Below are 23,923 nucleotides of genomic sequence, written 5' to 3' on the forward strand. Positions count from 1 at the left end.
GTCTGCGTTTCTCCGGTCCTAAGACATCAATCATCTGTTCTCCAATGACTAGTCTAAAAACTAGTATTAAGACTATCACTTATTTAAGTGATATTGGTTGTCTGGAGATTCTGGGGGCTAGTCTAGTAATCACTGGCATTACCGGTATTACCAAACCAACCAGTAGTTCCTTCATCAGTCCATGAACCTGAGGTCACGGTAGAATCTTTAACAGTAATAGTGTTATTAAACACTTCACTGCTGTTTACGCCAGTGCTGACCGTGTTGTCGTCAATATCTTCCCACTCATAACCCTGAGTCAGCGTAATACCTGCCACGTGAGAGTTATTAGAGATGGACAGATCAACTTCTTGATCCAGAGTAATGGCAGTACCAATGTTATAAACGTCTACAACATGAGTATCAGCGGCATTATTGTAGGTGCCGTTATAAGTATAGTGTTCGTAGTTGTCGTCGATTGTTGAATTATCAACAGTCAGCGCCAGACGATCATGGTAGTAGTCATCCGCACGATCAACACAATCAGTTGTCATGCACTCGGAATAAATCATACCGTGGATAGTGCTGTTTTTGATTGTCAGACTATTGGCGTTGGTATTGGTAGAAATACCATCGTCCAGATAGTAGGTAGAGATTACGCCATTAACGGTAGCTTTATTGATGACGGGATAAATATCGCCGTTGTAATAGCTGTCAGCTGCGTAGTTGTTCCAGCCTGCATAACCATCATAGTAAACGTCATCAGCATAGGTGGCGTCATTGTAGTGATGGAAAGTATTGTAAGTTTGACCAGAAATATCGTTGGTCGCTGCATTAGCCTGAGAGGTGATAGCCAGAGTGCAAGCCAATGCTAATTGTGATACTACAAGTTTCTTTTTCCAGGAGTGCATTTGTCATCCCTCCTCAGGGACGTAATAAGTTGATCCATCAATTATCAATGCATAGAAAACATATTATGTTTCGCGCTAACGATTATGCTGCGTTACAGACGAATGGTTCAATTATTCTTTCCCCTAAGTCCGAATGTGGACATATATAAATCACACGTGCACACTTATTACAAAAAGAGATAAAAACGCAGCATTTCAATATGTTAATGATGGCCTTAATTTTAACTCATACACTTTGCAATATATTACAAAAACAAATCAGACAAATAATGTATCAATAACCAAAATAACTTTTAATCATTCTGTTTTTGACAGTGCAATCAAATAACCAAAAACAATAACCAATAGCTATAAATAAAAATTAAAAATATTTTCAATGAATATGAAATTATTGCTATTTCTATTAAAAAGATGTCATGGCCTCTCTTTCATTCCCTTCTTAACAACATCGCGACAACTTTCGTAAAACACTCCTGCCCCGCTTCAGGTATACTGTGCACCTTAATTCCACAAACATCAGGCAGACCATGACAGACTTAATCCAACGCCCTCGTCGCCTGCGCAAATCTCCTGCGCTGCGCGCCATGTTTGAAGAGACAACACTTAGCCTTAACGACCTGGTGTTGCCGATCTTTGTTGAAGAAGAAATTGACGACTACAAAGCCGTTGAAGCCATGCCTGGCGTGATGCGCATTCCAGAGAAACATCTGGCACACGAAATAGAACGCATCGCCAACGCCGGCATTCGTTCCGTAATGACTTTCGGCATTTCTCACCATACCGATGAAACGGGCAGCGATGCCTGGCGGGAAGATGGTCTGGTGGCGCGTATGTCACGCATCTGCAAGCAGACCGTGCCAGAAATGATCGTCATGTCAGACACCTGCTTCTGTGAATACACTTCTCACGGTCACTGCGGAGTGCTGTGCGATCACGGCGTCGACAACGACGCAACCCTGGAAAATTTAGGCAAACAAGCGATAGTTGCTGCTGCTGCGGGTGCAGACTTCATCGCCCCTTCCGCTGCAATGGACGGTCAGGTGCAGGCAATTCGCCAGGCGCTGGACGCCGCAGGTTTTAAAGATACTGCGATCATGTCGTATTCGACTAAATTCGCCTCCTCCTTTTATGGCCCGTTCCGCGAAGCTGCCGGAAGCGCATTAAAAGGCGACCGCAAAAGTTACCAGATGAACCCAATGAACCGTCGCGAGGCGATTCGTGAGTCACTGCTGGATGAGGCCCAGGGCGCAGACTGCCTGATGGTTAAACCAGCCGGAGCGTACCTCGACATCGTGCGTGAACTGCGTGAACGTACTGAATTGCCGATTGGTGCGTATCAGGTCAGCGGTGAGTACGCGATGATTAAGTTCGCCGCGCTGGCAGGTGCAATAGATGAAGAGAAAGTGGTGCTCGAAAGCTTAGGTTCAATTAAGCGTGCGGGCGCGGATCTGATTTTCAGCTACTTTGCGCTGGATCTGGCTGAGAAAAAAATTCTGCGTTAATGACCATGGATGCCGGGTAATCCCTACCCGGCACTTCACCTTACTCTGCCCGATAAAACGGTTTATCCCCGAGAATTGTCGCCCGATGCATAATCCGCCGCTGCGGCAGATAATCAGCATTCGCATAGTGCTGAGTCACACGGTTATCCCAAATCGCCACGTCATTTGGCTGCCAGCGCCAGCGCACCTGAAATTCCGGTTTGGTGATATGGGCGAATAAAAAGCCCAGCAACGCTTCGCTCTCTTTCTCGCTAACATCGATAATTCGCGTAGTAAAACCTTCATTAACAAACAGCGCCTGTTTACCGCTCACCGGATGCGTACGCACCACCGGATGGAACAACGGTGGATTTTTCGCAGCAGCCTCGCGCCAGCGTTGATGTTCCTCCTCAGTTTTACGATATTTGTATTCCGGAAACGATTTACGGAAATCATGCTCCGCACGCAGCCCGCTCAACAGTTGGCGGAAGGGAGTTGAAAGCGCCTCATACGCTGCAATACCGCTGGTCCATAGCGTGTCACCGCCGGTCGAGGGCAACTCTTTCGCCGCCAGAATCGCCCCAGCGGGTGGCGTCTCAATAAACGTCACATCGGTGTGCCAGTTGTCGTTATCTGGCGGATTATCGTTATGGGTATCCAATACGATAATCTCCTCAACCCCTTCGGCATGAGGATAAACAGGGTGAATATGCAGCTCGCCAAAACGCTGGGCCAGCGCGCGTTGCTGCTGCGGCGTAATGGCTTGTTCACGCAGAAAGACTACCTGATGGCGCAGCACCGCATGGTAAAGCTGTTCAAACTGGTTATCGCTTAACGGACGCGTCAGGTCAGCCCCCGAAATTTGTGCGCCAATATACGATCCCAGCGGGGTAATGCTCAGACGTTCACTCATTGTATTTCTCCATGCCAGGGCGTCAGGCGGCGCTGTAACGCGCGCAACCCCAGTTCTAAAAGAAAGGCGATAATCGCGATCACCGCAATCCCCGCCAGTACCACGTCAGTCGCAAGAAACTCCCCCGCAGACTGAACCATAAAGCCCAAACCACGCGTCGCTGCAATCAGTTCCGCCGCCACCAGCGTAGACCAACCCACCCCCAAACCAATACGTATTCCGGTGAGAATTTCTGGCAGCGCGCCAGGCAGAATAACAAACCACAGCACCTGCGCACGGCTTGCGCCTAGCGACTGCGCGGCACGAATGCGAACCTGCTGCGCGCTTTTCACTCCCGCCAGCGCCGACATCGCCACCGGTGCAAAAATCGCCAGATAGATCAGTAAGATCTTCGAGGTTTCACCAATACCAAACCAGATCACCATCAGCGGCAAATAGGCCAGCGGCGGCACCGGGCGATACAGTTCGATTACCGGATCAAGAATGCCGCGCACCATCGGGCTTATCCCCATCGCGATCCCGACCGGAATGCCGATCAATACCGCCGCAAGTAACGCCAGCAAAATGCGCGTCAGGCTGGCTGCCAAATGCTGCCAAAGTGTGGCGTCCATAAATCCTTGCGGCCCGGCAATGGTGAGCAGTTTTTCCAGCACCTGCTGCGGCGGTGGTAAAAACAGCGGGCTAATCAGTTGCAGCGCCGCCACTGCCCACCATACAGAAAGTAAAACGGCTAACGTGCCAATGCTTAAAGTCACCCGACCTGAGAGCGGCCAGCGCCATTTCAGCCGACGCGAATGCAGTTTTTCATTAATGACCACGCTCATGAGAACGCCTCCCGTTGCTCAAATACGCGGCTTAAGACATATTCGCGCATGGCGATAAACTGTGGATCAGACTTAATGCTGCGACTCGACTCCCCCGCAACAAAGCGGCGGGCGAAGTTGAGCGGCAACCGCTCCAGCACACGGCCAGGAGCGGATGAAAGCAGAACCAGTTCAGTTGCCATAAACACCGCTTCTTCTATATCGTGGGTAATCAACAGCACCTGCTTGCCGGTCTCCTGCCAGAGTTTCAGCAGTAAGGTTTGCATCTGGTCGCGGGTAAAGGCATCCAGCGCGCCAAACGGTTCGTCGAGTAATAACAACTGAGGATTAGCCGCCAGCGCGCGGGCAATTCCCACCCGTTGACGCTGACCACCGGAAAGCTGCCAGACATATCTTTTTTCTGCGCCTTCCAGACCTACTTTTTTCAGCATCTGGCGCACGATTTCCAGACGTGGCGTTTTCTCCATCCCCGCCAGTTGCAGGCCAAACGCCACGTTATCCTGCACATTGCGCCACGGCAGCAATCCTTCATTCTGAAAAACCACGCCGCGCTCAGCCCCCGGTCCCTGAATACGCTTGCCCGCCAGTTGAATGCTGCCGTGCTGATAAGGCACAAAACCAGCTATCAAATTTAACAAGGTAGTTTTGCCGCAACCGGACGGCCCCAGCACTACCAACAATTCGCCGTTTTCCAGCGCCAGGTTGATATCTTCCAGCGCCGGTTTGCCGCCATAATCGGCGTAAAGATGAGAGATTTGCAGCATTCGCGCCTCCTTTTATTGCACGAAGCGCGAGGTGACAAACTGGCTGTAATCATTCGCCACGGCGGGAACTTTGCCCTGCTCTTTCAAAAACTGGGCGGTATCGATGATCGCTTTGTTCACCGGCCCGGTCAGTTCTACCGTCTGTTGCTGCGGCGTCAGATAGGTATTCCCCTTCACCAGCCCTGGTACATCGCCTTCCGGCACGCCGCTTAAGCGCGCCAGCTTGCTGATATTTTCCGGCTGTTTCAGCCACGCGTCAGGATTAGCAATATACGGTTGCTGGGCATCGATAGCGCTTTTAGCAAACGCTTTCACTACCTCCGGATATTTCTCGGCAAAATCTTTACGCACTACCCAGACATCCAGCGTCGGCGCGCCCCACTGGCCGACCTGTTCAGAATCGGTCAGCACCTTGCCGTCTTTTTCCAGGGCGTTAACCGCAGGTGCCCAGACATAAGCACCATCAATATCTCCCCGTTGCCATGCGGCGATAATCGCGGGCGGCTGCAGGTTCACAATTTCCACTTGTCCGGGTTTTATGCCCCAGTGTTTCAGCGCCGCCAGCAGACTGTAATGCGTGGTGGAGATAAACGGCACGGCGATACGTTTGCCAATCAGATCTTCCGGTTTGCTGATGGTTTTCTTCACCACCAGCGCTTCGGAGTTACCCAGTTTCGAGGCTAAAAGAAAGACTTCAATCGGCACCTGTTGGCTGGCAGCCACCGCTAATGGGCTGGAGCCGAGGTTGCCGATTTGCACATCGCCAGAAGCCAGCGCCCGCACAATGCTGGCTCCGCTGTCAAACTTACGCCAGTCCACGGTCGCCCCGCTCTCTTTGGCAAAGGTGCCATCAGCCTGAGCCACTTTCGCCGGTTCAGCGGAGGTTTGATACGCCACGGTGACGTTCACCGCCTGCGCCTGAAAAGCGATGAATGCCAGTGCGGCAAGAAGTGTGTTACGCGATGAAATTGTCATGATTATCTGCTCCCCTGTCTTGTTATGGGTGCAGTATTCGCGGGTAAAGACATTTATTAAAAGAATTAATCATTATGGGCAATATGTTTTTATTCTTAGCAAAAAAACGGCAAACGATAGATTAGTTATGCATTTGCTAATCGTTTCCCTACAAAGTAATGCCATATTTCTTTTTATATGCGAATAAAAATTCGAACTACGCTAGTTTATTTCTCCAACCTACTGACTAAGTAAACCAATAACAAATACATATATCATTCTAATTTTATATAATGCAAAGCATAGAAACCACTTTATCATACAAATTCATTCATAATACGAATATAAAAACCAGTTTTTCACAGAAGATATTTTTTAAATGCAATTAATTGACAAACTAAATCACATCTAAATACAATATATAAAAAATATAAACACATTCACAAAACACACAAACAGTTAACATATGACACACACAATTCAAACTTATACCGCTTACGGCCCTCCGGGCATTAAATAACCCCGTTCTCAGGATTATTCTTTTTTACAGCGTGCCATTTTTAACATCTGAGTATGTTGCAGAGGGTTGCAGCTCTGCATTCGCCGCGCTTTCAGCATAATAATTAAAATGGAGTGTCATGAATTGGACAAGGTTTTAAATTCTGCGTTGCATTCTTCAGCAGAAAAGAGGAAAGGTATCCTTGCGATTGGCGCACATCCTGACGATATAGAATTAGGTTGTGGTGCATCGCTTGCTCGTCTTTCGCAGAAAGGAATTTATATCACTGCTGTTGTCATGACTGCCGGCAATTCGGGTGTTAGCGATGTCATCGATCGTTGTGAAGAATCTCGCGAAGCATTAAAGATGTTGGGTTGTCAGCAAACTATTCATCTTAATTTTGCAGACACCCGTACACATCTGCAACTCAATGATATGATTTCTTCCCTGGAAGATATTATTAAAAATCAAATTCCCTCTGATGTAGAAATCATACGGGTATATACCATGCATGATGCTGATCGCCATCAGGATCATCTGGCAGTTTATCAGGCGTCAATGGTTGCCTGCCGCACTATTCCACAAATTCTCGGCTATGAAACCCCAAGCACCTGGCTTTCATTTATGCCCCAGGTTTTTGAATCCGTGAAAGAAGAATATTTCACCGTCAAACTTGCAGCATTAAAAAAACATAAAAGCCAGGAGCAACGTGATTATATGCGTCATGAACGTTTACGTGCTGTTGCACAATTTCGCGGACAACAGGTCAATAGCGATCTGGGTGAAGGCTTTGTTATTCATAAAATGATTCTTTGAGCAGATAAAATGAAAACCTGGATCTTTATATTTATGGCCGTCGCAATATTGCTATGGTTTTTGAGTACGTTAAGGCGTAAGCCCAGCCAAAAGAAAGGCTGTATTGACGCAATTATTCCTGCCTATAACGAAGGCCCTTGTCTGGCACAGTCGCTGGAAAATCTACTGCGCAACCCTTATTTTTGCCGTGTGATTTGCGTTAACGACGGCTCTACGGATAACACAGAAGCAGTAATGGCGGAAGTCAAACGCAAATGGGGCGATAGGTTTGTTGCTGTTACACAAAAAAACACCGGCAAAGGCGGTGCTCTAATGAACGGCCTCAACTACGCCACATGTGACCAGGTTTTTTTAAGCGATGCCGATACTTACGTCCCTCCAGATAAAAATGGCATGGGGTATATGCTGGCGGAAATTGAGCACGGCGCTGACGCCGTAGGCGGCATTCCCTCGACAGCCTTGAAAGGCGCAGGCCTGTTGCCGCACATCCGCGCGACCGTAAAGTTGCCGATGATCATTATGAAACGCACGCTACAGCAACTCCTGGGCGGCGCACCGTTTATTATCAGCGGTGCGTGCGGGATGTTCCGTACTGATGTATTGCGTAAATTCGGTTTTTCGGACCGAACGAAAGTTGAAGATCTTGACCTCACCTGGACGTTGGTCGCCAATGGTTACCGCATTCGTCAGGCGAATCGCTGCATCGTTTATCCACAAGAGTGCAATAATCCACTTGATGAATGGCGACGCTGGCGGCGTTGGATTGTGGGCTATGCCGTCTGTATGCGCCTGCATAAAAAGCTTTTATTTAGCCGTTTCGGCATCTTCAGTATATTTCCTATGCTTTTGGTTGTGCTTTATGGTGTTGGAATTTATCTCGCTACCTGGTTTAATGAATTCATCACCACCGGGCCACATGGCGTGGTATTGGCAATGTTTCCGCTTATCTGGGTCGGCGTAGTTTGTGTTATTGGTGCTTTTAGCGCCTGGTTTCATCGTTGCTGGTTGTTGGTGCCTTTAGCGCCACTTTCCGTTGTGTATGTATTATTAGCTTATGCCATCTGGATTATTTATGGACTTATTGCCTTTTTTACTGGACGCGAGCCTCAACGCGACAAACCTACACGTTATTCCGCACTGGTGGAAGCGCCAATCGCTTACTCCCAACCTTCTGTCACCGGAACTGAAAAGCTATCTGAAGCTTAATATTAAAGAGAAAAATATTCAGATTGCAGACCATGTGATTATTGATGAAAGTGCTGGTGAGGTTATTATCGGCGCGAATACACGTATTTGCCACGGCGCAGTTATTCAGGGACCAGTAGTGATTGGCGCAAACTGTCTGATAGGTAATTATGCATTTATTCGCCCAGGCACAGTAATCAGCAATGGTGTAAAAATTGGTTTTGCTACTGAAATAAAAAATGCAGTTATTGAATCGGAAGCAATGATTGGACCGCAATGTTTTATTGCCGACTCGGTAATTGCAAGCCTGGCATATTTGGGCGCACAAGTGCGTACCAGTAATCATCGTCTGGATGAACAGCCAGTGTCTGTGCACACTCCAGAAGGTATTATCGCTACCGGATGCGATAAATTAGGGTGTTATATTGGACAACGTTCACGTCTTGGCGTGCAGGTTATTATATTGCCAGGACGAATTATTTCCCCGAACACACAACTTGGCCCGCGTGTGATTGTAGAACGTAATTTACCTACCGGAAGTTATTCACTCCGGCAAGAACTTATCCGTACAGGAGATTAAAATGATAAAACGGACGTTATTAGCAGCGGCAATTTTTAGTGCATTTCCCGCTTGTGCCGGGTTAACTTCCATTACCGCAGGCTACGATTTTACCGATTATTCTGGCGATCACGGTAACCGTAATTTGGCGTATGCTGAACTGGTGGCGAAAGTTGAAAACGCAACGCTGCTTTTTAATCTTTCCCAGGGACGTCGTGATTATGAAACTGAACATTTCAATGCCACACGCGGTCAGGGGGCTGTCTGGTACAAATGGAATAACTGGCTGACAACCCGAACGGGTATTGCCTTTGCAGATAATACGCCGGTCTTTGCTCGCCAGGATTTTCGTCAGGATATTAACCTGGCCCTGCTGCCAAAAACGCTGTTCACGACCGGTTATCGCTACACTAAATATTATGATGATGTTGAAGTCGATGCCTGGCAAGGCGGCGTATCGCTCTATACTGGCCCGGTGATCACCAGCTATCGCTATACTCATTATGACTCCAGCGATGCAGGTGGCAGTTACAGCAATATGATTTCCGTGCGCCTGAATGATCCGCGCGGCGGTGGCTATACCCAGCTTTGGCTAAGCCGCGGAACAGGCGCTTACACCTATGACTGGACGCCAGAGACGCGCTACGGCAGCATGAAGAGCGTAAGCTTGCAACGTATCCAGCCGCTGACAGAACAACTTAATCTGGGTCTGACGGCAGGTAAAGTGTGGTACGACACACCAACCGATGATTATAACGGTCTGCAACTCGCAGCCCATCTGACCTGGAAATTCTGATTCCTTCCGCCGCCCACTTCCCGGGGCGGCAATCTCACTTGATTAGCGCACAAACACTTTCCTCTTCATTTTCTCCAGATATCTCTCATATTCAGCAGATAAATTTTATTCGCCAATGTTATATACTATAGGGGGGTATGCATTGACTCATAACATACCCCCCTATAGTATATTGCGTGCAGATGATGAGGTGCGAAATGCCCAGTACTCCGGAAGAGAAGAAAAAGGTTCTTACTCGAGTTCGTCGTATTCGGGGGCAGATTGATGCTCTGGAACGGTCGCTGGAGGGTGATGCCGAATGCCGTGCCATACTCCAACAGATCGCCGCCGTTCGGGGCGCGGCTAACGGGCTAATGGCAGAAGTGCTTGAAAGCCATATCCGGGAAACGTTTGACCGAAATGACTGCTACAGCCGCGAAGTCAGCCAATCCGTTGACGACACTATTGAATTGGTTCGCACCTATCTTAAGTAGCTGAACCTATTTACCTTATTGAGGAAGAACGAGATATGAAATCACGTGCTGCCGTTGCATTTGCGCCCGGTAAACCGCTGGAAATCGTTGAAATTGACGTCGCACCACCGAAAAAAGGTGAAGTGCTGATTAAAGTCACCCATACCGGCGTCTGCCATACCGACGCTTTTACCCTCTCTGGCGATGATCCAGAAGGTGTATTCCCGGTGGTTCTCGGTCACGAAGGGGCTGGCGTCGTGGTTGAAGTCGGTGAGGGCGTGACCAGCGTTAAACCTGGCGACCATGTGATTCCGCTTTACACCGCAGAGTGCGGCGAGTGTGAGTTCTGTCGTTCCGGCAAAACCAACCTCTGTGTCGCCGTTCGCGAAACCCAGGGCAAAGGCCTGATGCCAGATGGCACCACGCGCTTTTCTTACAACGGGCAGCCACTTTATCACTACATGGGGTGCTCTACATTCAGTGAATACACCGTAGTCGCGGAAGTTTCTCTGGCAAAAATTAATCCAGAAGCAAACCATGAACACGTCTGTCTGCTGGGCTGTGGCGTAACCACCGGAATTGGCGCGGTACACAACACCGCAAAAGTCCAGTCAGGGGATTCCGTTGCCGTGTTTGGGCTTGGCGCAATTGGTCTGGCGGTTGTTCAGGGCGCTCGTCAGGCGCAAGCAGGACGAATTATCGCTATCGATACAAACCCGAAGAAATTCGATCTGGCGCGTCGCTTCGGTGCCACCGACTGCATTAACCCGAACGACCACGACAAACCGATTAAAGATGTCCTGCTGGATATCAACAAATGGGGCATCGACCATACCTTTGAGTGCATCGGTAACGTCAACGTGATGCGTGCGGCGCTGGAAAGTGCTCACCGCGGCTGGGGCCAATCGGTGATCATCGGTGTCGCGGGTTCCGGTCAGGAAATCTCAACCCGTCCATTCCAGTTAGTCACCGGTCGCGTATGGAAGGGGTCCGCGTTTGGCGGCGTGAAAGGTCGTTCTCAGTTACCGGGGATGGTTGAAGATGCGATGAAAGGTGATATCGACCTGGAACCGTTTGTCACTCATACCATGAGCCTGGATGAAATTAATAACGCCTTTGATCTGATGCATGAAGGCAAATCCATTCGAACCGTAATTCGTTACTAATTTCCCGCTGGTTTTACCCCGTCCGGTTCGGGCGGGGAGTCGCGTTTTCTTTTGAGACTGATGACAAACGTAAGATGACCTGATGTGCAAGCGTCGCATCAGGCATCTGTGTGCAATTGCCGGATGCGGCGTGAATGCCTTATAAGGCAATTTAGCCTTTGGTATTATCACCACATCAAATCATCAGGCACTTTGAAATCGGCATACGGATCTTCTTCATCCTGCTCTTCAGCGCTGAGTGCGCTGTGTAATACGATACTGCTGGCATCGCGCTGGGCGATCTTATCGGCAACGCTTGCCGGAATAATCGCATATTCACTTTCGCTATTGTTATCGACCTGCAATCGGGCAATCGCCAGGCGTCCATTAATCAACTGCGTTTGCGTAAGCTTATCGACAAAAATCTTCTTAATCAGATTACCGTCAGTGAAGTTAAAACCGATATCGCCATTGGCAATGGTGATACGATTCATTTCAATGAGCTGCTTCACCTGGGCTTTATATTCTTTCGCTAACGCCGCTTGTTTTTGTTGTTCGCTAAGTTGTTTATCGCGCTCAAGCTGTGCCTTTTTATTTTCTTCTACCGCCGCCCGCGCTTCACGCGCCTGAACACGCGATTTTTTCGCCGTTCTCTCAACCTTCGCTGCTTTTTTGCTGGTGACTAATCCCGCTTTGAGCAACTGCTCCTGTAAGGTAAGTTTTGCCATCTTTGTTTCCAAACCCGATGAATAATTTTTAGCGAGTATACCTGTAAACGCCGTGGGTGTATTGGGGGAAGTCCCTTTCTCCCTGCTTGATAAAGCGCGTCAGGCATCAGTGCACGCCTGCATTCGTGTTTTCCGGCTCATCAAAATAAACACCGCTAACCCAGCAACAAGAATGCCCGGTGCAGAAGCTACCATTACGCCGACCGTGCCGGTACCTAAGGCCAGCATTTTCCCGGCCAGCAACGGACCACTCATTGCCCCAAGACGCCCAACCGCCACGGCGGTTCCCACACCGGTTGCGCGGATCTGCGTGCTATAAAACAACGGTGCCAGCGCATACAAAACGCTTTGCCCACCTGTCGCAAACAACCCAGCGCCGAACCCCGCCAGCAACATACCGCTAAACGACGACACCGTTCCCAGCGCCAACAGCGAAGCTAACATGCCGCTATAAATCAGTAGCGACATGGTCATTGGACGCAGCTTATCCATCAATGCGCCCAACATTAACGTCCCGCTTGCCGCCCCCATTTGCAGTGCAAACATCACCCCTGCCGCCTGCGACGGCAAGAATCCTTGCTCCACCAAAAGCAGCGGTAGCCAGTTGATCAACATGTAGACCACCAGCAGCGTGAAGAAATAACACAACCACAACAGTAGGGTCGCGGTTGCCGTGGCTGGCGCAAATAACGCACGCAGCGGCGGCGCGGCCTGTTTTTCACCAGCGAAAACCGCCGACTCCGGCAGCCAACGCATTAACAGCGGCACCAGAATCAACGGCACCACACCGCCTACCCAAAATACCGTCTGCCAGGCTAAATTTGCTCCAGCGAAACCCAGCGTAGCCGCCAGCGCCGCGCCAATGGGGACACCGCAATACATCAGGCTCACCGCCGTCCCGCGAAAACGTGGCCCTGCCGCTTCAGACGTCAGGGCGATGAGATTCGGCAACGCCGCCCCCAGCCCGATACCGGTCAAAAGCCGCGCAAAGACCAGAGAGGGAAAATCCCATGCCATAGCGGTCGCTAGCGAGAACAGACCAAACAGCGCAACTGCACCAATCAAAATACGTTTACGACCGTAACGGTCCGCCAGCATCCCGCCAACCAACGCGCCGGGTAGCAAACCGAGTATTCCGGCGCTGAAGATCCAGCCCATTTGCATTTTATCGAGTGCGAAGGCCTGGGCGATACCTGCCGCCGCAATGCCAGCCGCCTGAAGATCCAGCCCTTCCATCAGGGCAACCAAAAAACAAAGCCCAATGGTAAGCATCAGGCGGGATGAAGATGATAAAGGGGTACGAGTCGACATAAGATGAACCTCGTTGCGGGTGCAGGTGAATCGCGGCTGATGCATTGCCAACCGCGTAATCAGAACCATTTAATGACAGCCTCCGGGCGAAATGTAGGCCGGATAAGGCGTTCATGCCGCATCCGGTAGTCGTGCACAGATGCCTGATGCGACGCTGACGCGTCTTATCATGCCTGGGATGGGCATACAAAATGCACGTTGTCGGCAGTCATCATTATTTGTTGTTGCGCAGATCCAGCGCCACGTCGACGATCATATCCTCCTGGCCGCCAACCATCCGGCGTTTGCCCAGCTCAACGAGAATATCCACCGCACTTAAGCCGTAACGCGCCGCTGCCGTTTCACAGTGACACAAGAAACTGGAGTAAACGCCAGCGTATCCCAACGCCAGCGTTTCGCGATCGACACGTACCGGACGATCCTGCAACGGACGCACCAGGTCGTCAGCGGCATCCATTAACGCATAGAGATCGGTCCCATGCTGCCAGCCCAGTTTATCCGCGGCGGCAATAAACACTTCCAGCGGCGCGTTACCTGCACCCGCGCCCATCCCCGCGAGGCTGGCGTCGATGCGGTCACAGCCCTCTTCCACCGCCGCGATAGAGTTCGCCACGCCAAGACTCAGGTTATGGTGAGCATGCATGCCGGTTTGCGTTTCCGGTTTCAGCACCGCTTTCAGGGCGCGGAAACGGTCACGGATATCGCTCATGTTCATCGCACCGCCAGAATCCACCACATAAATACAGGTCGCACCGTAGCCTTCCATCAGCTTTGCCTGCTTCGCGAGATTCTCCGGCGTGGTCATGTGGCTCATCATCAGAAAGCCAACGGTATCCATTCCCAACTCACGGGCATACTGAATATGCTGGGCGGAAACATCAGCTTCGGTGCAGTGGGTCGCCACGCGCACCACCCGCGCGCCAGCCTGCCAGGCATTTTTCAGATCGTGAATAGTGCCAATTCCTGGCAGCAACAACGTCGCGATTTTGGCGTGCTTCACCACATCCGCCGCTGCTTCAATCCATTCAAGGTCGCTATATGCACCGAAACCATAGTTAAAACTGGAACCCTGCAAACCATCACCATGAGCCACTTCAATCGAATCCACGCGAGCATCATCCAGTGCTTTGGCAATCTGGCGGACATTTTCCAGCGAATACTGATGACGAATGGCGTGCATACCGTCACGCAACGTGACGTCCGAGATATAAAGTTTTTTACCGTTCATGCCGCTTCTCCTGCCTTGCGCGCCAGTGACTGGGCCATTTTTTCTGCTGTCGCCAGCGCACTGGAAGTCATAATGTCGAGGTTGCCTGCGTAGGCAGGCAGATAATGCGCTGCGCCTTCGACCTCCAGCCAGACCGCCGTTTTCAGACCGGAGAACTGACCAACGCCCGGTAAATTAACCGGTGTATCCTGCGGGATGACTTCAAACTGCACGCGCTGTTTCAGGCGATAACCCGGTACGTAAGCCTGCACCGCCTCAGCCATTTCATTGATTGAGGCTTCGATATCATCTTGTGAAGCTTCATCGCTCAATACATACACCGTGTCGCGCATCATCAACGGCGGCTCTGCCGGATTAAGCACAATAATCGCCTTCCCTTTTGCCGCACCGCCCACGACTTCAATGGCTCGCGAGGTGGTTTCCGTAAATTCATCGATATTGGCACGCGTGCCGGGTCCGGCAGATTTACTGGCGATAGAAGCGATAATTTCGGCGTAATGAACACGCGCCACACGTGAAACAGCCGCCACCATCGGAATAGTTGCCTGGCCGCCGCAGGTGACCATATTGACGTTCAGTTGATCGACGTTTGCATCGAGGTTAACCACCGGCACACAGTAAGGGCCGATGGCAGCCGGCGTCAGGTCGATTAAGCGAATATCCGGTTTCGCTTCGCGCAGAGCGGCATCGTTTTTCACATGCGCGCCCGCGCTGGTAGCATCAAAGACAATGTCGATATCAGCAAATTCAGGCATGTTCATCAGCCCGATCACCCCTTCATGGGTGGTGGCGACGCCCATACGTCTGGCACGTGCCAGACCGTCGGACTGAGGGTCAATGCCGACCATCACCGCCATCTCCAGATGCTGACCGTGACGCAAAATTTTAATCATCAGATCGGTGCCAATGTTGCCAGAACCGATAATGGCGACTTTACGCTTACTCATGACAGACTTCCTTTTGGGGCCGCATTTGAAAATGTCGCAGCAACTGAGCCTATGCCTTCGATATGGGCTTCAAAACGATCGCCCGCATTTACCGCCACCATCGGACCTAATGCCCCGGTAAGAATGATATCTCCGGCGCGCAGCGGTTCACCCAGGCTGACCATTTTGCGTGCCAGCCAGACGGCGGCATTAAGTGGATGCCCCAGGCATTCGCTGCCGCGCCCGCTGGAAACCTCTTCGTTATTACGCGTCATCGTCATAGCGCAGTTTTTCAGGTCTAACCCTGCCGGACGTTGCGCCGGACCGCCGATGACATACACCCCGCAGGAGGCGTTATCTGCCACGGTATCGACAAACTGAATCGACCAGTCGCGAATACGGCAGCCCACCACTTCCAGCGCCGGAAGCACCCATTCAATGGCGTTATACAGTTCGTTAAACGTGGTATCGGTCGCGGGCAAATCGCGGTTTAGCACCAGTGCGATCTCCGCTTCAATGCGGGGTTGCAAGACGCGGGAAAAAGGAATGGTTTCGTTATCGCCATAACACATGTCGGCAAATAATGTTCCGAAATCCGGTTGATCAACCCCCAGTTGTTGCTGCACTTTCGGATGCGTCAGTCCCACTTTACGCCCCACAACGCGACGCCCCTGCGCGACATCATGTTGCACATTGATGCGCTGAATCGCGTAGGCGGCTTTCGCGTTTTCAATACCAATCAAATCGCGCAGCGGCGCAATCGCTTCGCCCTGCTCTGCGGCGCGGCGTAAATCCGCCGCCAGTTGCTCAAGAGTATGCTTCGTCATGACCGTTCCTTAAGGACGTGCGAGGAAATTCAGCACCAGTTGATTGAAAGCGTCGGCATGTTCCCACTGCGCCCAGTGACCACAGTCGCGGAAGATATGCAGTTCAGAACCGGCGATACCGGACAGCAAACGCAGCCCCGCATCCATCGGCACAAAACGGTCGTTACGCCCCCAGACAATCAGGGTTTGCGCTTTAATTTCCGCCAGACGCGGACCAAAATCCGGGAACTGTTTCGGATTGGCTTCCAGGCTCTTAACGAAGTTATCCAGGTGATCGCGGCGCGACAGCATATAATTCAGGCGTGCTTCAAACAGAGCGTCGGTCAAATCGCTGGTATCGAAAACGAAGATATCCATCATCAGCTTCAGGTTTTCGATAGTCGGCTGACGATAAAGCTGATTCAGTCGCTTAATGCCTTCAGTTGGCATTGGCGTAAACAAACTCATGCCACCTGTACCGCCGCCCATCAGCACCAGTTTGCCGACGCGCTCCGGCCAGTTAAGAGTAAACGCAACAGAACTGTGCCCACCCATCGAGTTGCCCAGTAGGTGGATTTTGCCGATATCCAGTTGATCCACGACGCTTTTCAGGATGCGCGCATTGAGATCCGATCGCGAACCACTGTTAACGATCGAATCACTCTTACCCCATCCAGGACAATCCAGCAGGATCACCCGATAGCCCGCCTCTACCAGCGGATCGATATTGCGGCTGAAGTTCGCCCAGCCAGTAGCCCCCGGGCCGGAACCGTGCAGCAGGACAACGGTTTCGTCGCCTTGTCCGCTGTCATTAAAATGGATGCGTAGCGTTTTACCCGCTTCTTCTACATTCAGAAAACGGCTGGTGGCGGCTTCGGTTTGTGGCTGATAACTCATCATCTTCTCCTGCATATTCAGTTCTGTGTTCTGGCGCTTAACGAACCAAATCCGGCAATCCACTCCGGGATTGGGCGGTAATAACGCCCTTCGCTACGCCAGTTGCCAAACGCAGAAATAGCGGCAAAAGCAGCGACCCAGGTTTTGATTTCATGTGTCGACTTTCCGGCAATGGCGGAAAGCTCTTCGTTACTGACGGCATCCAGTTCCTGTATGCGTCCCTGCTCCAGCAAAGTCATGAACTGGTTATCCCAAATCGGGTTAAGCGGATGCAGAGTTCTCTGATCCTCAACAAACTTCTCAGCGGCGTTAATCACCCGTTGCTGGCGCATTTCGCGCTCATTGGCGGGCAAATATTTCCCACTACCCAACAGACGATCGCGCATATGGGCATCGGCTTTTGCCAGTTCGGGCACTGGCGGCTGATGGGAAAGCCCACCGGAACCAAGAAACAGCACGCGTTTATTCAGACTACTGGTGAAACGACCAATCGCTTCGCCCATCATTCGGGTTCGCTGAAAACCGGGCAGCGGCGTGGCGACGCCGTTGATGAATACAGGCAGGACCGGCACCTTATCCAGCCCACCGAGCAAAAACTCCAGCGGCTGGGCGAACCCATGATCCACCTGCATACAGTAAGAAACGGCAAGATCGATCCCGTTCTTCATTACGGCATGCGCACAAGCCTCCGCCAGCTCCACAGGCACGGGTAGCTCTCCCGCCGCACTGCCGAAATCACCAATTGCCGTCGCTCCGACGCCTAAACAGAACGGTGGCATCACGTCATAGAAAAAACCGTTGTAATGATCTGGCGCAAACAGCACCACCAGTTCAGGGGAGAAAGCCGCAATGCGCTCGCGGGCACTGGCAATCACGCCATTGACCTCATCGAGTACCTCTTGCGCCGGGTCGACATACCCCACCAGCGGCGAGTGGGAAAGACAATGAAGATAAGCGTGCATATCAGGCTACCTTTTCGACAGAAACGTCGGCATCAGGGCGGTTCAGTGTCATCACCGACGCCAGTTTATTCAGCGTATTACCCAGAGTTTGCGGAATGGCGATGGCGGCAACAAAGCGATCCGGGCGCATCACCACCAGCGAAGCATTATGTTGTGCGAACCAGCTACGCAGGCGACCTTGCATATCACCCAGGCGCAGCACTCCGTCGTGGTTATCCTGCGCGATATGAATTTGCACTTCTGGCACCACCTGAATGAAGCGTGTGCCCAGCGCGCGCCACTGCTGGATTTGCTCGTCGCTCATCCCCCACAGCGGATTGCATCCCCAGCCAATCACCGCGAAGTTCGCGCCGATCGCATTATCGAGCAGTGTTACGTCACCGTTTTCCAGCGTGACTTTCGGCTGAATAAACATCTTGCCGACCGGAGAGTGCTTCGCCTCGCCCTCACGTACCAGCGCACCGGCGTAGTATTGCGGCATCGGCTTGAAGCGCATTTCGAGGAAGTAGCGTTTTACTGGCGGCAAGTAATTCAGCAGCCAGGAAACGCCGTCACGCAAGCTGCCCTGCCAGCGTTTCGGCGGAGCCAGTACGTTGCCCGCCGTCACCGACAGGTCAATCATCGCTTTGGCGTGATCGCGACGTTCTTGTTGATAGGTATCGAGCAGCGCATCGCGAGCTTTCCCCTAGATAACCAACGCCAGTTTCCAGGCGAGGTTAAAGGCGTCGCGCATACCACTGTTATAGCCCTGCCCCTGCCATACCGGCATGATGTGCGCGGCATCGCCCGCCAGCAGTACGCGGTCAATACGAAAACGTTGCGCCAGCCGCGCGTTGTGGGTGTAAACACGCTGGCGAATCAATTCGACGTTGTCCGGATTAGGCAGCACTTTGCTTAACAGCTCGCGCATATTTTGCGGCTCGCAGAGCTGTTCTTCGGTTTCTCCCGGCATCACCATAAATTCAAAGCGACGTACCGCATGAGGCAGAGCCGCAGAAACATACGGGCGCACCGGATCGCAACACAAATAGATATGCGGCGTACTTAACGGATCGTTGGCGATATCCACCACAATCCACTGATTTGGTGCTGTTTTACCTTCAAACGGTACATTCAGGGTACGGCGGACAAAACTTGCTCCACCGTCACAGGCTACCAGCCACTGGGCTTTGACGGTTTCCCGCTGCCCTTCTGCCGTTTTCAGATGCAAGGTCACTTCGTCATCTTGTTGGCTGAAGGCCTCCAATTCGCGGGAAAACAGGCAGCGCACATTCGGAAAACGCGACAACCCTTCCAGCATCACTGCATCGACCTGCGGCTGAATAAAGGCGTTACGGCGCGGCCAGCCAAATTCATCGGTCATTGGCTGAATATCGGCAAAACAGCGACCTTTTGGGGTGAGGAAACGCATCGCGTGCCACGGCGTAGTATGCGGTAAAACATTATCAACGAGGCCGACCGACTGCATGGTGCGCAGCGCCTCGTCATCAATACCAATCGCACGGGGATAATCGATCAGTTTATCGAGTTTCTCCACCGCCAGCACGTCAATGCCCATCTGGCCGAGATAGTTCGCCATCATCAACCCGACCGGACCGGCACCAGCGATCGCCACCTGAACGCAATGGTTAACAGCAGGCTGGATGTCAGGGTGTTGTATTGCCATTTCAGTACCTCACGACTCGGACAAAATGCCGTTGCGCGCACAGTACAGCGCAACTCATTTTGTTAAAAACATGTAAATGATTTTTTTATTGTGCGCTCAGTATAGGAAGGGGGTTTTCGGCTACAATCAAAACATGTCTGAGTGTGCACCAAGTGCACAACGTTGTTTTAACTATATAAATGTCAATTAATATGCAGAAAGATGAGCAGACGGAATACAAAACCGTGCGCGGCTTAACCCGCGGTCTAATGTTATTAAATATGTTAAATAAACTCGATGGCGGTGCCAGCGTCGGGCTGTTGGCGGAGCTCAGCGGCCTACATCGCACCACTGTGCGGCGACTGCTGGAAACGCTGCAGGAAGAGGGATATGTCCGCCGCAGTACCTCCGATGACAGTTTTCGTCTGACCATCAAAGTGCGGCAATTAAGCGAAGGATTTCGTGACGAACAATGGATTTCTGCACTGGCGGCCCCGCTACTGGGCGATCTGTTGCGCGAAGTGGTATGGCCGACAGATGTGTCCACGCTGGATGTTGACGCAATGGTAGTACGCGAAACCACCCACCGTTTCAGCCGGTTATCCTTTCACCGGGCGATGGTCGGGCGACGTTTACCGCTGCTGAAAACCGCCTCAGGACTGACCTGGCTGGCCTTTTGCCCGGAACAAGAACGCAAGGAGTTAATCGAAATGTTAGCCGCCCGCCCCGGTGATGACTATCAACTGGCACGAGAACCGTTAAAGCTGGAAGCCATTCTGGCACGCGCGCGCGAAGAGGGTTACGGACAGAACTACCGCTGCTGGGATCAGGAAGAGAAGATCGCCTCCATTGCCGTGCCCCTACGCAGTGAACAACGGGTGATTGGCTGTCTGAATCTGGTGTATATGGCGAGCGCAATGACCATCGAACAGGCAGCGGAAAAGCATCTTCCGGCGCTGCAACGGGTGGCAAAACAGATCGAAGAAGGTGTGGAATCGCAGGCTATTCTGGTGGCCGGACGGCGAAGCGGCGTGCATTTACGCTAGCGACGTCAATGTGTAATTTGGCCCATTCTCATCGTTATTCGCCCATTTGCCCACATGCACAGTACGGGCTGCACGCTACGCTAATGACATCAATACTGTGATGTGGAGCAAATCATGAAAATTACTCAAATTCGTAATGCCACCCAAATTATCCAATACGCTGGCAAAACATTTCTTATCGACCCGTTACTCGCGCCAAAAGGAAGTTATCCGGGTTTTGCCGGAACGGCACGCGCAGAAATCCGCAATCCAACGGTAGAATTACCGTGTGATTTAACAACGTTACTCAACGTTGACGCCCTAATCGTGACCCATTTGCATGAAGATCACTGGGACGAAACAGCCTCCCGCGTTGTCCCCAAAGATAAACTGATTTATGTGCAAAATGAGCAAGATGCTGAATCACTGCATAAACAAGGATTTACGCATCTTACCGTACTTACCGACGAGACTAAATTTGGCGATATAACTCTGCATAAAACGACAGGGCAGCACGGCTCCGATCGCACCTATGCCGACCCGGCTATGGCGAAGCGTTTAGGCGCAGCCTGCGGCGTTGTTTTCCGGCATCCGACAGAGAAAACGCTCTATCTGGCTGGCGATACCCTCTGGCGTGACGACGTCGAGGCTACAATGCTAACTTTCCAACCAGAAGTGGTTGTGTTGAATGCCGGATTTGCGCATGTTCTGGGGCATGGTGCGATAATTATGGGAGCAGAAGATATTCTCAAAACACATTTTACCCTGCCAGAAGCGCAAATTGTCGCGACACATATGGAGGCCGTAAACCACTGTTTGCTGACGCGTGATGCGCTCAAGGAATACGCCAGAGATAATCAAATTATCGAATTTGTGAACGTACCAGAAGACGGTGAAACGTTGACATTCTAATTCGGAGATAAAGAGTGTTATGCGCCCGCTGACTGTTGCCATTATCGCCGTTGCCGGTTTTAGTCCTTTTCACCTTTCCGTACCGTTTATCGTGTTTAGCGAAAAAATGGCGGAAAAAAAACGCTTTCACGTGATTATCTGCGCTGAAAAGCCGGGAAACGTGGACTCTGCCGATGGGTTTTCCGTAACCGCCACCCATGACTATACCGCAGTCATACAAGCGGATATTGTGATAATTCCTTACTGGGGAACAATTACACAAAAACCGCCACAAAAACTGCTGGAAGCCTTAACGACCGCACAGGATAACGGGGCACAGATTGTCGGGCTTTGTCTGGGCACGTTTGTGCTCGGCTATGCAGGTTTACTGAAAAATAAGCGTGCAGCCACGCACTGGGAGTTCGAACGTGAATTTCAGGCACGTTTTCCAGAAACACATCTGGATATTAACGCGTTGTATGTAGACGATGACGGCATTATTACCTCTGCCGGTACTGCCGCGGCGCTGGATTGCTGTTTGTATATTGTTCGGCAACATTTTGGCAGCGACTATGCTAACCACATTGCCCGACGGATGGTCGTACCGCCATACCGCACCGGCGGTCAGGCGCAGTTTATTGAGCAACCGGTGCCGAAAAATACCCATGATGAACGCATCAACCTCCTGCTGGATTACCTGCGGCAAAACATTGCGCAACAGCATGATCTCGACTCGCTGGCGCAGCGAGTAATGATGAGTCGCCGCACACTAACCCGCCATTTTATGAAAGCGACCGGTTCGAGTATCGCTGAATGGCTCATCACTGAACGCTTACGCCGTAGCCAGGAACTGTTGGGTTCCAGTCAGTTGCCCGTTGAGCGGATAGCGGCTGAGGTGGGCTTCCTCTCACCTGTGACGTGGCGTCAGCATTTTAAATCTCACTTCGGCGTCAGCCCCGCCGAATGGCGCAAAACCTTTCGTGGTATGGCATGATAGCGCCCGGAAGAGAGTCATTTCAGGGTGGTGAATGTGAAACCAGTAACGCTATACGATGTCGCTGAGTATGCCGGTGTGTCTTATCAGACCGTTTCCCGCGTGGTGAATCAGGCCAACCACGTTTCTGCGAAAACACGGGAAAAAGTGGAAGCGGCAATGGCAGCGCTGAATTACATTCCCAACCGCGTGGCACAGCAACTGGCAGGCAAACAGTCGTTGCTGATTGGCGTTGCCACGTCCAGTCTGGCTCTGCATGCACCGTCACAAATTGTCGCGGCAATAAAATCCCGCGCCGATCAACTGGGAGCTAGCGTCGTAGTCTCGATGGTGGAACGAAGCGGCGTCGAAGCCTGTAAAGCGGCGGTACACAATCTTCTCGCGCAACGCGTCAGCGGTCTTGTCATCAACTACCCGCTGGATGAGCAAGATGCCATTGCTGTGGAAGCCGCCTGTGGTAACGTGCCCGTTTTGTTTCTTGACGCCTCTGACAGGTCACCCGTCAACAGTATTATTTTTTCCTATGACGACGGTACGCGGCTGGGCGTGGAGCATCTGGTCGAGTTGGGTCACCAGCAAATCGCGCTGTTAGCCGGTCCATTAAGTTCTGTCTCGGCGCGTCTGCGCCTGGCAGGCTGGCATAAATATCTCGGCCACAATCAACTTAAGCCAATAGCAGAGCTTGAAGGTGACTGGAGCGCAATATCGGGTTTTCAGCAAACCATGCAGATGCTGAATGAGGGCATCATCCCCACCGCAATGCTGGTTGCGAACGATCAGATGGCGCTGGGCGCAATGCGCGCCATTACCGAGTCCGGGCTGCGCGTCGGTGCGGATATCTCGGTTGTGGGATACGACGATACCGAAGATAGCTCGTGTTATATCCCACCGCTCACCACCATCAAACAGGATTTTCGCCTGCTGGGACAAACCAGCGTGGATCGCTTGCTGCAATTCTCCCAGGGCCAGGCGGTGAAGGGAAATCAGCTATTACCCGTGTCACTGGTTAAACGAAAAACCACGCAACCTCCGAACGCGCAAGCAGCCTCTCCCCGCGAATTGGCCGATTCTTTAATGCAACTGGCGCGACAAATTTCCCGACTAGAAACCGGACAGTGAGCGCAACTCAATTAATGTGAGTCAGCTCACTCATTAGGCACCCCAGGCTTTACACTCTGTGCATCTGGCTCGTATGTTGTGTGAAATTGTGAGCGGATAACAATTTCACACAG

The 23,923-nt window shown here is 51.5% G+C and carries 22 protein-coding genes and 2 pseudogenes; 11 read left to right on the top strand and 13 right to left on the bottom strand.

All coding sequences use genetic code 11. The features are described 5' to 3' along the window. Positions 1-125 precede the first annotated feature (125 nt). A pseudogene (locus tag C7B16_RS17740) lies at positions 126-890 on the bottom strand (autotransporter outer membrane beta-barrel domain-containing protein); the annotation flags it as partial. 527 nt (positions 891-1,417) lie between these two features. Between C7B16_RS17740 and hemB the strand changes: the two are divergent. After that, positions 1,418-2,392, top strand: a complete 975-nt coding sequence (gene hemB / locus C7B16_RS17750; RefSeq protein WP_107179961.1) for a porphobilinogen synthase — start codon at positions 1,418-1,420, stop codon at positions 2,390-2,392. Positions 2,393-2,432: 40 nt separating this feature from the next. Here hemB and tauD read toward each other — a convergent pair whose 3' ends face one another. From tauD to tauA, 4 genes are read right to left on the bottom strand one after another with little or no spacing between them, the layout of a single operon-like run. After that, positions 2,433-3,284: a taurine dioxygenase gene (gene tauD / locus C7B16_RS17755; protein ID WP_000004076.1), complete on the bottom strand. Its 852-nt coding sequence runs from the start codon at positions 3,282-3,284 to the stop codon at positions 2,433-2,435. Further along, complete coding sequence (gene tauC / locus C7B16_RS17760) at positions 3,281-4,108, bottom strand: taurine ABC transporter permease TauC (RefSeq protein ID WP_016262980.1); 828 nt, start codon at positions 4,106-4,108, stop codon at positions 3,281-3,283. Before tauC ends, tauD begins: the two co-directional genes overlap by 4 nt. Then, the gene (gene tauB / locus C7B16_RS17765; protein ID WP_016248405.1) at positions 4,105-4,872 is read right to left on the bottom strand and encodes a taurine ABC transporter ATP-binding subunit; all 768 of its coding nucleotides are present in this window, start codon (positions 4,870-4,872) and stop codon (positions 4,105-4,107) included. The genes tauC and tauB overlap by 4 nt, the downstream gene beginning before the upstream one ends. 12 nt (positions 4,873-4,884) lie before the next feature. Then, complete coding sequence (tauA, locus tag C7B16_RS17770; RefSeq protein ID WP_105269753.1) at positions 4,885-5,847, bottom strand: taurine ABC transporter substrate-binding protein; 963 nt, start codon at positions 5,845-5,847, stop codon at positions 4,885-4,887. Positions 5,848-6,469: 622 nt separating this feature from the next. On the opposite strand from tauA, the gene C7B16_RS17780 reads away from it, so the two are divergent. From C7B16_RS17780 to frmA, 6 genes are all read left to right on the top strand, one after another. Continuing rightward, entirely contained in the window at positions 6,470-7,141 is a 672-nt protein-coding gene (locus C7B16_RS17780; protein WP_001515855.1) for a PIG-L deacetylase family protein, read from the top strand. A gap of 9 nt (positions 7,142-7,150) precedes the next feature. Continuing rightward, the gene (locus C7B16_RS17785; RefSeq protein WP_000860451.1) at positions 7,151-8,347 is read left to right on the top strand and encodes a glycosyltransferase; all 1,197 of its coding nucleotides are present in this window, start codon (positions 7,151-7,153) and stop codon (positions 8,345-8,347) included. 34 nt (positions 8,348-8,381) lie between these two features. Then, complete coding sequence (locus C7B16_RS17790; RefSeq protein ID WP_001515853.1) at positions 8,382-8,906, top strand: transferase; 525 nt, start codon at positions 8,382-8,384, stop codon at positions 8,904-8,906. Between the two features lies 1 nt (position 8,907). Further along, a complete protein-coding gene (locus C7B16_RS17795) occupies positions 8,908-9,681 on the top strand; it encodes a YaiO family outer membrane beta-barrel protein (RefSeq protein WP_000596077.1) in 774 nt (257 codons plus the stop codon). Between the two features lie 197 nt (positions 9,682-9,878). Beyond that, positions 9,879-10,154, top strand: a complete 276-nt coding sequence (gene frmR, locus C7B16_RS17800; protein WP_001515852.1) for a formaldehyde-responsive transcriptional repressor FrmR — start codon at positions 9,879-9,881, stop codon at positions 10,152-10,154. Positions 10,155-10,189: 35 nt separating this feature from the next. Further along, on the top strand, positions 10,190-11,299 hold the full coding sequence (gene frmA, locus C7B16_RS17805; RefSeq protein WP_000842111.1) for an S-(hydroxymethyl)glutathione dehydrogenase: 1,110 nt from the start codon (positions 10,190-10,192) through the stop codon (positions 11,297-11,299). 167 nt (positions 11,300-11,466) lie between these two features. Here frmA and C7B16_RS17810 read toward each other — a convergent pair whose 3' ends face one another. The 8 genes and pseudogenes from C7B16_RS17810 to C7B16_RS17845 form a co-directional block, all read right to left on the bottom strand. Then, entirely contained in the window at positions 11,467-12,006 is a 540-nt protein-coding gene (locus C7B16_RS17810) for a DUF2058 domain-containing protein (protein WP_024191844.1), read from the bottom strand. Positions 12,007-12,105: 99 nt separating this feature from the next. Next, a complete protein-coding gene (gene mhpT / locus C7B16_RS17815) occupies positions 12,106-13,317 on the bottom strand; it encodes a 3-(3-hydroxy-phenyl)propionate transporter MhpT (RefSeq protein WP_024191843.1) in 1,212 nt (403 codons plus the stop codon). Positions 13,318-13,531: 214 nt separating this feature from the next. Next, a complete protein-coding gene (gene mhpE / locus C7B16_RS17820) occupies positions 13,532-14,545 on the bottom strand; it encodes a 4-hydroxy-2-oxovalerate aldolase (protein ID WP_107179962.1) in 1,014 nt (337 codons plus the stop codon). Further along, positions 14,542-15,492, bottom strand: coding sequence for an acetaldehyde dehydrogenase (gene mhpF, locus C7B16_RS17825; RefSeq protein WP_001515847.1), 951 nt, complete (start codon positions 15,490-15,492; stop codon positions 14,542-14,544). Before mhpF ends, mhpE begins: the two co-directional genes overlap by 4 nt. Further along, positions 15,489-16,298, bottom strand: a complete 810-nt coding sequence (gene mhpD / locus C7B16_RS17830; RefSeq protein ID WP_107179963.1) for a 2-keto-4-pentenoate hydratase — start codon at positions 16,296-16,298, stop codon at positions 15,489-15,491. The genes mhpF and mhpD overlap by 4 nt, the downstream gene beginning before the upstream one ends. Before the next feature lie 9 nt (positions 16,299-16,307). After that, positions 16,308-17,174, bottom strand: a complete 867-nt coding sequence (gene mhpC / locus C7B16_RS17835) for a 2-hydroxy-6-oxonona-2,4-dienedioate hydrolase (RefSeq protein ID WP_107179964.1) — start codon at positions 17,172-17,174, stop codon at positions 16,308-16,310. 17 nt (positions 17,175-17,191) lie between these two features. Beyond that, on the bottom strand, positions 17,192-18,136 hold the full coding sequence (mhpB, locus tag C7B16_RS17840) for a 2,3-dihydroxyphenylpropionate/2,3-dihydroxicinnamic acid 1,2-dioxygenase (RefSeq protein ID WP_000543454.1): 945 nt from the start codon (positions 18,134-18,136) through the stop codon (positions 17,192-17,194). A 1-nt stretch (position 18,137) separates the two neighbouring features. Then, positions 18,138-19,802, bottom strand: a pseudogene (locus C7B16_RS17845) (bifunctional 3-(3-hydroxy-phenyl)propionate/3-hydroxycinnamic acid hydroxylase). 191 nt (positions 19,803-19,993) lie between these two features. Between C7B16_RS17845 and C7B16_RS17850 the strand changes: the two are divergent. The 4 genes from C7B16_RS17850 to C7B16_RS17865 all read left to right on the top strand — a co-directional run bounded on the left by C7B16_RS17850 (position 19,994) and on the right by C7B16_RS17865 (position 23,810). Next, positions 19,994-20,827 (top strand): DNA-binding transcriptional regulator, encoded by an 834-nt coding sequence (locus tag C7B16_RS17850; protein ID WP_001515844.1) that lies wholly within the window; start codon positions 19,994-19,996, stop codon positions 20,825-20,827. Positions 20,828-20,941: 114 nt separating this feature from the next. After that, positions 20,942-21,718 (top strand): MBL fold metallo-hydrolase, encoded by a 777-nt coding sequence (locus C7B16_RS17855; RefSeq protein WP_001515843.1) that lies wholly within the window; start codon positions 20,942-20,944, stop codon positions 21,716-21,718. A 19-nt stretch (positions 21,719-21,737) separates the two neighbouring features. Continuing rightward, a complete protein-coding gene (locus tag C7B16_RS17860; RefSeq protein WP_001247693.1) occupies positions 21,738-22,691 on the top strand; it encodes a GlxA family transcriptional regulator in 954 nt (317 codons plus the stop codon). A 36-nt stretch (positions 22,692-22,727) separates the two neighbouring features. Beyond that, on the top strand, positions 22,728-23,810 hold the full coding sequence (locus C7B16_RS17865; protein ID WP_105269759.1) for a LacI family DNA-binding transcriptional regulator: 1,083 nt from the start codon (positions 22,728-22,730) through the stop codon (positions 23,808-23,810). The last annotated feature ends 113 nt before the right edge of the window (positions 23,811-23,923 follow it).

Source organism: Escherichia sp. 20412-1, assembly GCF_003027595.1.
Lineage (GTDB): Bacteria > Pseudomonadota > Gammaproteobacteria > Enterobacterales > Enterobacteriaceae > Escherichia > Escherichia marmotae.